Here is a 9,693-nt window from a genome sequence, read left to right as displayed (position 1 = left end):
CAGAGTTTGTAAGAGTCAGACACCAGGTGAAAAGACCCAACCACCGCAACAGCGGCACGTCCACTGTGACACTGAGTATTTCGTATGCAGCTTCGCGTTGCACCACCACGGTCGGGCGGAAACGGGCCACCGCCGTACCCGGCTGGAACCTCTCGAACTGGTCCAGCAGAGTCTCCACGGCCACCTTGTGCCGACTGTATGTCGAGGACGGCTGACCGGTGGTCGGCCACGATTCGGTGACAGGCAGCGCAGAACTGTTCGGCGCGTAGATGCCAAGGCTCGACGCGTACACCAACTGCCGCACACCGGCGTTTGCCATGGCTGCCAATACCGCCTCGGTGCCAAGCACATTCGCGCGGTAGAGGTACTCCTCGTCGTCAACGGGGCGGACCGCCAGCGCGAGGTGGATGACGGCATGGACATCACGCATCGCCGGCGCCAACCGGGCGGCAGCATCCGGAGACGAGAGATCGATGGCGAACCACCGCATCCCGGCGTACATCCCAACAGTGGGGGGAGGCCGTCGACAGACGCCGATCAGCTCTGCTGTGGGTTCCTGACGGGCGAGTGCGCGCAGCACACCGGCCCCGACGTTGCCCGACGCGCCGGTGACGAGAATTCGGAGCCGCTCACTCATGAACAGCGGTGTTATCTGATGACATGCCAGCCTTCGGGCAGGGTTCTGTGGTGCCGCTCGCAACCTCACGCCGGCGCGTCCTCGCCAGGTATAGACGGTACGGGCCGGCCGAAACCCGTTTCCCGACAGGAGATTTATGACGTCTTCGGGGCAGAGGTGACTACGCCTTGATCGGACGGCCGAGACCGTTTACGCGGACAGGTGACGGGTACCAGCGGGGGATCCGATTCAGTCACAAGGAGATGTCATGGCTCGCGCAACGCTGTTCCACCAATTGCATGATGTGGGCTTGGCCGCATGGTTCGGGGGCACCCTGGCCAATGCCGTCACACTCAATCCTGCGTCGTCGTCGGCGGGAAACCCCAGGGACGTCGGCGCTGTCGCGAATGAGGGGTGGGATCGCTGGACTCCGGTCAACGCAGCCGCCATCGGCGTGCACCTGGTCGGCGCCGCAGGCCTGGTGAAACACGACTTCGGCAGGATGAAGACACAAGCCGGCGTCCCCACCATGGCCTGGGTGAAGACCGGTCTGACGCTCCTCGCGCTTGGTGTCACCGGCTACAGTCGCATGCTCGGCAGCAAGGTATCCCAGCACGGCGCAGTACCGGCAAGCGACGCCACCACACCGGCTCTCACGACGCCACCGGACGTGGCGGCTGCGCAGAAGCAGCTCAAGGCTCTGCAGTGGATCGTGCCCGCAACCACGGGTGCGTTGGTGGCTGTCGGCGCCTACGCCAGTGAGCAGTATCGGCCCGAAGAGGTCGCCAAAGGCGCGCTGCGCCGCGTACTGCCCTGATCATCGCCGTTCGCGAGGCTCAACGCGCCGTGACGTTGCCGTTCAGCTCCAGCGCATGCCAGGGAACTGTCGGTGTTTCGCGGTGGTCGGGATCGATGCCGATGAGCCTTCCGCCGGCGAGGTGGACGATCTCGTGTTTGGCGGTGACGTCGAGAGTGACCAGGGCTTCGATGCCGGCGCGGGGGACCGCGGTGTCGGCCTCGCGCCATGAGGTGATGCTGTTGTGGCCGTGGATCTGACTGAACGGCAGGCGGCGATCGGTCCATCCGGGCAGCAGTTCGCCTGCGGTGTCCGCCCACAGGGGCCCGACGTCCGAGGTGATGGATCCGTGCAGGAAGATGCCGGCGCGGAACACCGTACCGGTTCCCGCTCTGGCGAGTTCGTTGATCCGGCGGGCGGCTTCGGCGGCGGTGGACGGACCGCCGAGGTTGCTGGCCCAGAACTCCGCTGTGATGCCGGCGTGGGTGATCAGGAAGGACTCGTCTGCGGTGTCGACCGCGGCGGCAACACAAGCGGCGCCGTTCTTCCACCAGCGGTTCAGTGTGCGAATGTGCCTGCGGCTCAGTTCTTCCGGCCATCGGAAGACGGGCGGTTGGAGGTAGTTGATCTCGTGGTTGCCGATCAGCTGCACCCACTGGCCGGGCTGGGTGCGCAGGTACCGGTCGACGATGGTGACGACCCGGGCCGAGTCTGGACCACGATGGATCAGGTCGCCGACCTGGATGACCAGCAGGTCGTCAGGCAGTGAGCCGTCGGGATGTGCGCCGAGCCGGGTGAGTTCATGGCGTAGCTGCTCGGCGTGGCCACCGACGTCGCCGATGACGGCAATGCGCATTGCGGTCAAAGTGCCTTTCGCCGGGCGGGTGCGGCGCGCTCGACGACGCGGTCCATCCGGCGTGCGATGGTGTTGATCTCGCGGACGGCCTGCCCGATCATGCTGCGTTCGATAGGCGACAGTTCGTCGCGGTCGATCAGGTCGCTGGGTTGGTGCCCGTCCCTGAGCCGATCCAGGTGATGGCGCAACCGCATCCGCTGTAGGAGCTCGAAAACCTCGATCAGCCGGTCGGCCTCGGCGCGGGGCAGGATCGCCGATCCGGATGCGTCGCGGAGTCGTTTCACGGTCTGCAGTTCGGTGGAACCCACCCCGAGTGCGGCCCACCGGGCGATGCTCACCACCGGTAGTAGCCCATGGGTCTTGACATCGAATGTGAAGGTGTCGCCCTTCCCGGTGAACACGTCACGCAGCGTGCGCTCGCGCACCTTGGCGCGGTGCGAAACCGATTCTGAGAGCAACAGGTTCATTGCTGCCGGGTGTCGCTGGAAGTCGGTGAAGACGCGCGCAACCTCCGGTAGCCCGGGTGTGCCGTGGACGGGCCGGGCGTCCACCAGCAGCGACGCGATGACGGCCAGCCCCTTGCTGTGGGCTGCCATGGCCGCGCGGGAGTGCTCCCCGGGTACGGTCAGCCAGCGGGTCGCCGCCGCCCGCCACTGGCTGTTGGTCCGGGAGAAGGCCTTGTTCGACGCGTTGGCGCCGTTGACGTCGACCCCGAGCCCGGCATCGGCGAGCAGTGCGTTGACGTCGGCGAACGCGAGACGGTACTGCTCCATCGCCTCCGGGGACACACCGTCGTCGAAGGCGATCGCCGCGTCGACATCCGAACAGGGCACCGCTTCACGCCGGCCGTGGCTGCCCAGGGTGAGCCAGGTGAACTGGTCCAGGCCGAGGTCGGGATGGTCGGCGAAGACCAGTCGGATCGATTGGCGGACAATGGCATCGACAATCGCGGAGTACACCCGGATGACACGGTCGGCGGCCAGCCCCCGGTCGAGGATGTCACCCAGAACCGCCGGCGCCAGCCGGGCCCGCTCGACCAACTCGCTGCGGCTGCGGGCGCGGTGGATGCGTTCGAGCATCCCGACTCCCGCCGTGGTGGGCGCCAGTGCGAAATCACGGGCGCCCACCACGCCGCGCAGCTTCCCGGATCGATCGACCACCGGTAGGTACTCGGCCCGGGTGTCGAGGAGCGTGATCAGCGCCTCGACCGACGATCCGGAGAGCTCGACCGTGGTGGCCGGGTGCGCCATCACCACATGTACGGGGGCGTCGGCGGATACCCCGTCACCGACCACTCGGCGGCCCAGCATCGCGTCGGTGACGATCCCGTAGGTGCCGTCACTGGCGTGGACCACCGCGCAGTGCACGTCCCGGTCGGCGAGTTGCCGCGCGACCACGGCGACGGGCGTGTCCGGGTCGACCACCACCGGGGTGGTCGCGAGCAGGTCCTCCACCGTGCTGAAGGCCGGCGTCGAGGTGGACAGCCGTCTGATCCGGGAGATGTAGTCGGCCAGGAACCGGGCGCCGCTGCGGGAGTAGAACGCCGGCTCGACCAGGTTGCCCGGCAACACGGCAACGCTGGCCGACGTGGTGGCGACCACCCGGGGCCCGACCGGGCGTTCCGTGAGCATCGCCGAGAACCCGAACACCTCACCGGCCACGAACCGGTCGTCACCGGCCTTGGTCACCCGGTCCTGGTCGTGCCAGAGGTCCACTTCACCGGTGAGCACCACATAGATCTCGGTGGGCGGTGCGGTGAAGGCGTCGACCACCAGGTCGCCGGCGGAGAACTGGCGGACCGTGGCCGCCGCGGCGATCGCCGCCAACTGGGTGGGGGACAGCGCGTCGAACGGCTCGATGCCGGCGAGAAATCGGCTCAGCTCCTCTGTCGTCATGGCTGGTCAGGCTCAGCGCATACCGACGTAGATCTGTCCGGTCGACACGTCTTCTTCGAGTGCTTCCAGAGAGCGGCCGCGGGTTTCGGGCACCTGGGTGTACACGAACAACAACGCTACGACCCCGATGCCGGCGAACAGGAAGAACGATCCGGTGATGCCGATGGTCGAGACCAGGGTGGGGAAGTAGAGCCCGAGGAATCCGTTGGTGACCCAGCAGAAGAACACCGCGATGCCGATACCGAGGCCACGCATGTGCAGTGGGAAGACCTCCGCCAGCCACACCCAGACGGCGACGTTGAGGAAGGTCTGCATCGACAGCACGAACCCGACGACCAGGACCAGGATGACGTACGGGCGCGCGGGGTTGCCGGCCGGCAGCAGCATCGAGGCGACACCGACGAGGCAATGGAAGGTGGTGGTCAACGACAGGCCGATCAAGAAGGTCTTGCGGCGGTCCAGCCGGTCCATGTTGCGCAGCGCGATGATTCCGCCGATCACGGCGACCACCCCGAACGCGATGTTGGCGAGCACTGCCTGCTGCTCGCTCATGCCCGATTCCTCGAGCACCCGTGTGCCGTAGTACATGATCGAGTTGATCCCGGTGAGCTGCTGGGTCATGCACACACCGATGCCGACGAAGATGATGCGTCGCAGCCACTTGCTGCCCATGATCGCCTTCAGCCCGATCTGGTGTTCTTCGCGTTCCTCGCGGGCCACCAGTTCCACCTGGCCGAGTTCGGCCAGGGCCCGGTCCTCGGACCGGATGGTCTTCATCACCGCGAGCGCGTCGTCGTTCCTGCCCTTCTCCACCAGCCAGCGCGGTGACTCGGGCATCCGCAGCATGCCGAAGAACAGCGCCACAGCCGGCAACGCGCAGACCGCGAACATGATGCGCCAGACGCCGTCCACATGGCCGAGGGTCACGCCCAGGATCGCGTTCACCACGAACGCGGACAGCTGACCGACGACGATGGCCAATTCGTTGCGGCCGGTGATCGAGCCACGGATCTCATACGGCGACAGCTCTGCCAGGAAGACCGGGACCACCGTCGAGGCGCCGCCGACGGCGAGCCCCAGCACAATGCGGCCGGCCACCAGGACCGCGAATCCGGTCGGGGAGAAGGTACCCGGCTCGGGGCCGGCCGGCGAGAACACCACCAGCACCACGCCGACAAAGAACAACACCGCCAGGATCAGGATCGTCTTACGACGCCCGATGGCGTCGGAGATGATTCCACCCAGCAGAGCCCCGATCGCCGCGGCGAACAGCAGCGCGCTGATGACGACGCCCAGTTGGAGCAGGGAGAGCCCGAGTTCTTGGGCCATCGGACCCTCGGCGCCGTTGGCGACGCCGGTGTCGTAGCCGAACAGGAGGCCGCCCAGACAGGCGACGATGGAGATGAGCCCGATCCGGCGCCGGTGGGGGCCTTCTGTCAGGGGTGGTAGCTCGGCTTCCGACGCCGAGTCCGCATGTGCAGTCATGTCAGGGTCCTCCGTTGCTTGGCCTGCGGGATCTCTGGTGCCGACTGGCGGCGGTGATGCCCGTCACATGCACATAGACTAACGCGCGAAAGTAATTTGTAAAGTCATATGTACATTCAAATGCAGGGCGTCCCGTTTGAACCGCGGCCTTTCCCTGGTCAATCGAGAGCGCTCACAACGAATTTGACGCTTGACACCGGACGGTAGACCCTCCATAGTTGGCAAATTAGACCGGTCTAGTAGACCGAATGAATCCAGACTGGAGTGCAACCATGGGACAGGGAACGATCGGCGTCGCCGTCATCGGCGGAGGCATGGCGGGGCGCGCGCACGCCGCCGGCTACCGCACCGCTACCACCGTGTTCGGCACTGATCGCCCCGATGTCAGGCTGGTGGCGATCGCGGACAGCAACGCAGCGGTGGCCGACGACACCGCCAAGCGGTACGGCTATGAGCGGGCCGAATACGATTGGCGGGCCATCGCCGAGGCGCCCGACATCGACGCGGTGAGTGTGGTGGTGGCCAATCACCTGCACCGCGAGATCGTCGAAGGTCTGCTGGCCGCCGGCAAACATGTGCTGTGCGAGAAGCCCCTGGCCGGGTCGCTGGCCGACGCGGAGGCCATGGTCGCCGCTGCCGAGCAGTCCGATCGGGTGACCGCTGTCGGGTACACCTACCGCCGGTCTCCGGCCGTCGAGGCGATCCGTCGCGAACTCGCCGCGGGCACCATCGGTGAACTGGTCCACTTCAACGGCCACTACTGGTGCGACTACGCGCTCGATCCCACCTCGCCGATCACCTGGCGTTACCGCGGCGGGCCAGGAACCGGCGCACTCGCCGACGTCGGCAGCCACCTGCTGGATCTCGCCGAGTTCCTGTGCGGGCCCATCACCGAAGTCAGTGGCGCGACGTTCGCAACGCTGATCAAGCAGCGCCCGGTTCCGGTGGGCGTGACGTACGGACACACCAAAGGCGCGGTGAGCGGCGAGACCGCGCCGGTGGAGAACGAAGACCTGGCCACGTTCACCGCGCGGTTCGACAACGGCGCTGCAGGAACGTTCTCGGCCTCCCGCGTGGCACACAACCTGCCGGACGGACTGGCTTTCGAGCTGTTCGCCTCCAAAGGCTCTGCCGCCTGGGATCTGCACCGCGCCGGTGAATTCGCTCTCTCGGCCGACGACGTGCGTTCTGAACTCAGCGGCCCCCGCCGAGTGCTGATCGGGCCTGAGCACCCCTACATCCGTGGCGGCCTGCCGATGGACGCCGGCGGCGTCGGGCACGGCGTAGCCGACCTGTTCGTCTACCAGACCCGTGCCTTCCTCGACCAGATCGCCGGGACAGGCGATCTCGGGCCACTGCCCAGCTTCGAGGACGGTCTGCACGGGTTGCGCGTGGTGGCGGCAGTCGCGGAATCGGCCGCCTCCGGCGGTGCGGTCGTCAAGGTCCTCTGACCTCAACACCAATTCAGAAGGGTTTGATCATGAAACTGGGCCTCTACAACGCGATCCTGCACGACCGGTCGCTGCCCGAAGCGATCGACGTCATCGCCGGTCTCGGTCTGACCGGGATCGAGATCAACACCGGAGGGTTCCTGCCCGCGGTGCACGTACCGGCCATGGACGACATCCTGGACAGCGATACCGCGCGCGACGACTTCCTCGGGATCTTCGAGGGGACCGGGGTGTCGATCGCCGGCTTGAACTGCAACGGCAACCCGCTGCACCCCAACCCGGCCATCGGCGACAAGCATGCCGAAGACGTCCGCCGTTCCATCCGGTTGGCGCAGCGGCTCGGTCAGCACCGGGTGGTCACCATGTCGGGACTTCCCGGTGGGGAGCCCGGTGCCACCCGGCCGAATTGGATTGTCAACGCCTGGAATTCAGCCGCCTTGGATGTCCTGGACCATCAGTGGAAGGTGGCCGCGGACTTCTGGCGCGAAACCGACCGGCTGGCGCGCGATCACGATGTGAAAGTGGCTCTCGAACTGCATCCGCAGAACATCGTCTTCAACAGCGCGTCCATCCAGCAGCTGGTCGAGCTGACCGGGGCCACCAACGTCGGTGTCGAACTGGACGCCTCCCACCTGTTCTGGCAGCAGATGGATCCGGTCGCCGTCGTCCGGCACCTCGGCGACCTGGTGGTCCACGCCGCCGCCAAAGACGTCCGGGTCAACGCCGAGCATGCGGCCCTCAACGGTGTGCTGGACAACAGTTTCCGTCGGTTGCGGCCCGACGAAGCGCGGACCAACCTCGGTGGCGACGAATGGGCCAACGAGTGGCCGAAGAATTCGGCGTGGGATTTCGTCGCACTGGGGAAGGGGCATGACACCGCCTACTGGACCGAATTCCTGCGCGCTCTGCACGACGTCGACCCCGAGATGATGGTCAACATCGAGCACGAGGACACCGAACTCGGCCGGATCGAGGGCATCGAAGTGGCCGCCGACGTACTCAAAGCCGCCGACGCCGATCTCCGGGCGTCGCTGAAGTAGCCGACTGCCCAGATCAGCACTGCGGCCGGTCGGCGGCGCGGCGGGCGCGAAAGCTCCCCCATCCGACGAGGGCGGCGGCCAAGGCGGTCAGCGCGAGACCGGCGCAGGTGATCGCCTGACGAAACTGGCTCGCCTGCACGGTGTTCCAGGTGGACGCCGCCACATCGCCGGTGAACACCGCAGCCAGGATCGTGCCGCTGACGGCAATTCCCACTCCGATGGCAACCTCACCGGCGGTGTCGATCAACGCGGCACCGATGGTGGTGCGATCGGCCGGCAGGCCCCGCATCACGTTGTTGCCGGCCACCACTCCCACCACGCGCATACCCGCCGCGACCAGCGCAAGTGAAATTGCCACCCACACATAGCCGAACCTGCCCAGCAGCGCGTACACCGCCAGCCCGCACACCACGGCAACGGCGCTGAGCCAAGCCGCCTTCTCGAGACCCACACGGGTGACCAGCGGACCGATCACAGCGCCGCCGGCGAAGAGGACCAGCACCTGGGGCAGCATGGCGAGGGCTGTCTGCGCCGCCGTCCACTGCCAGTCGAGTTGGAGCTGCAGCGTCACCAGGTAGCTCAGGCCCGCGGTCGCCAGCGCGGTGGCGGCCTTGAACAGCAAACCGCTCGACACCAACGGGCGAGCGATGAGCGCGAAGTCCAACAGCGGTTGACGCGAACGCCGTTGGTGAACAACGAACACGGTGCCGACCGCGATGGCGGCGATCGTCGTGACCCAGGGCAACCATGTTCGTGCGCCCGCATCCACAAAACACGTCGGAGCGATCAGCGCGAGGCCAATCGTTGCGGTACCGAACAAGGCTCCAGCGCCATCGATCGGCTGACGGTGCAGGTCGCCGGCTGTGTCCGCGGCAATGCCATTGCGGATGCCGAGGAACGCCAACACCGAGATCGGCACGTTGATCAGCAGCAGGGCCTGCCACGGAGCGTAGGCGAGCACGAACCCGCCCACGGTGGGCCCCACCGCCAGCCCCACCAGGCCCACCGTGGAGATCAGGGTGGTGGCACGGATCCGGAGTCGGTCATCGTCGAACAGACGAAAAGCCAGAGCCAGCGATCCCGGCGTTGTCATCGCGGCGGCCAGACCCATGACCGCCCGGACTGCGATGAGCTGTTCGACGGTGGCGACAAAGGCGGTGGCCAGGCTGGCTGCCCCCAGCAACGCCAAACCCGACAGCATGATCCTGCGGCGCCCGAACCGGTCCGCCGCCGCGCCGAATGCCAGCATCAATCCGCCGAACACGACAGCGTAGGTGCCGGTGACCCACTGCAAAGCTGTTGTGCTGGCGCGGAGTTCGCCTCCGATGGTGGGCAGCGCGAGGTTGAGAATCGAGTTGTCGAGCATCTCGACCAGGAACACCGCCGAGAGCCCGGTGAGGGCGACCCACACCTCGCGAAGTGATCCGGGCATGGCTGAGCGACGGGATGAATTGATGTGCATCTGAGCCCTTCTTCGATGTGAAGAAGTGACGGCTCAGGCGAGACCGTGTGTGCGCGTGCACCCGCCGCCGTAGCACTCACGGCCGGGGGCGG

The 9,693-nt window shown here is 66.7% G+C and carries 8 protein-coding genes; 3 read left to right on the top strand and 5 right to left on the bottom strand.

Features of this window, described 5'->3' with window-relative positions; translation table 11 throughout:
• A partial coding sequence (locus AC3A6P_RS32830; RefSeq protein ID WP_487696574.1) for an NAD-dependent epimerase/dehydratase family protein occupies positions 1-637 on the bottom strand: 637 nt, incomplete at its 3' end.
• Between the two features lie 247 nt (positions 638-884).
• On the opposite strand from AC3A6P_RS32830, the gene AC3A6P_RS32825 reads away from it, so the two are divergent.
• Positions 885-1,433: a hypothetical protein gene (locus AC3A6P_RS32825; RefSeq protein ID WP_487696573.1), complete on the top strand. Its 549-nt coding sequence runs from the start codon at positions 885-887 to the stop codon at positions 1,431-1,433.
• A gap of 19 nt (positions 1,434-1,452) precedes the next feature.
• On the opposite strand, the gene AC3A6P_RS32820 is transcribed toward AC3A6P_RS32825, so the two are convergent.
• From AC3A6P_RS32820 to AC3A6P_RS32810, 3 genes are read right to left on the bottom strand one after another with little or no spacing between them, the layout of a single operon-like run.
• Complete coding sequence (locus AC3A6P_RS32820; RefSeq protein WP_487696572.1) at positions 1,453-2,268, bottom strand: metallophosphoesterase; 816 nt, start codon at positions 2,266-2,268, stop codon at positions 1,453-1,455.
• A 5-nt stretch (positions 2,269-2,273) separates the two neighbouring features.
• Positions 2,274-4,163 (bottom strand): putative nucleotidyltransferase substrate binding domain-containing protein, encoded by a 1,890-nt coding sequence (locus tag AC3A6P_RS32815; RefSeq protein ID WP_487696571.1) that lies wholly within the window; start codon positions 4,161-4,163, stop codon positions 2,274-2,276.
• 12 nt (positions 4,164-4,175) lie between these two features.
• A complete protein-coding gene (locus tag AC3A6P_RS32810) occupies positions 4,176-5,648 on the bottom strand; it encodes a sugar porter family MFS transporter (protein WP_487696570.1) in 1,473 nt (490 codons plus the stop codon).
• A 272-nt stretch (positions 5,649-5,920) separates the two neighbouring features.
• Here AC3A6P_RS32810 and AC3A6P_RS32805 point away from each other — a divergent pair, with 272 nt between their 5' ends.
• Positions 5,921-7,099 (top strand): Gfo/Idh/MocA family protein, encoded by a 1,179-nt coding sequence (locus AC3A6P_RS32805; protein WP_487696569.1) that lies wholly within the window; start codon positions 5,921-5,923, stop codon positions 7,097-7,099.
• A 29-nt stretch (positions 7,100-7,128) separates the two neighbouring features.
• Entirely contained in the window at positions 7,129-8,139 is a 1,011-nt protein-coding gene (locus tag AC3A6P_RS32800; RefSeq protein ID WP_487696568.1) for a sugar phosphate isomerase/epimerase family protein, read from the top strand.
• Positions 8,140-8,152: 13 nt separating this feature from the next.
• On the opposite strand, the gene AC3A6P_RS32795 is transcribed toward AC3A6P_RS32800, so the two are convergent.
• The gene (locus AC3A6P_RS32795) at positions 8,153-9,571 is read right to left on the bottom strand and encodes an MFS transporter (protein WP_487696567.1); all 1,419 of its coding nucleotides are present in this window, start codon (positions 9,569-9,571) and stop codon (positions 8,153-8,155) included.
• Between the last annotated feature and the right edge of the window lie 122 nt (positions 9,572-9,693).

The sequence above is a fragment of the Mycobacterium sp. Soil_C_30 genome (genome assembly GCF_057656995.1).
The sequence above is the reverse complement of the archived record's forward strand: the minus strand, read 5'-3'. Positions and strand labels throughout refer to the sequence as shown.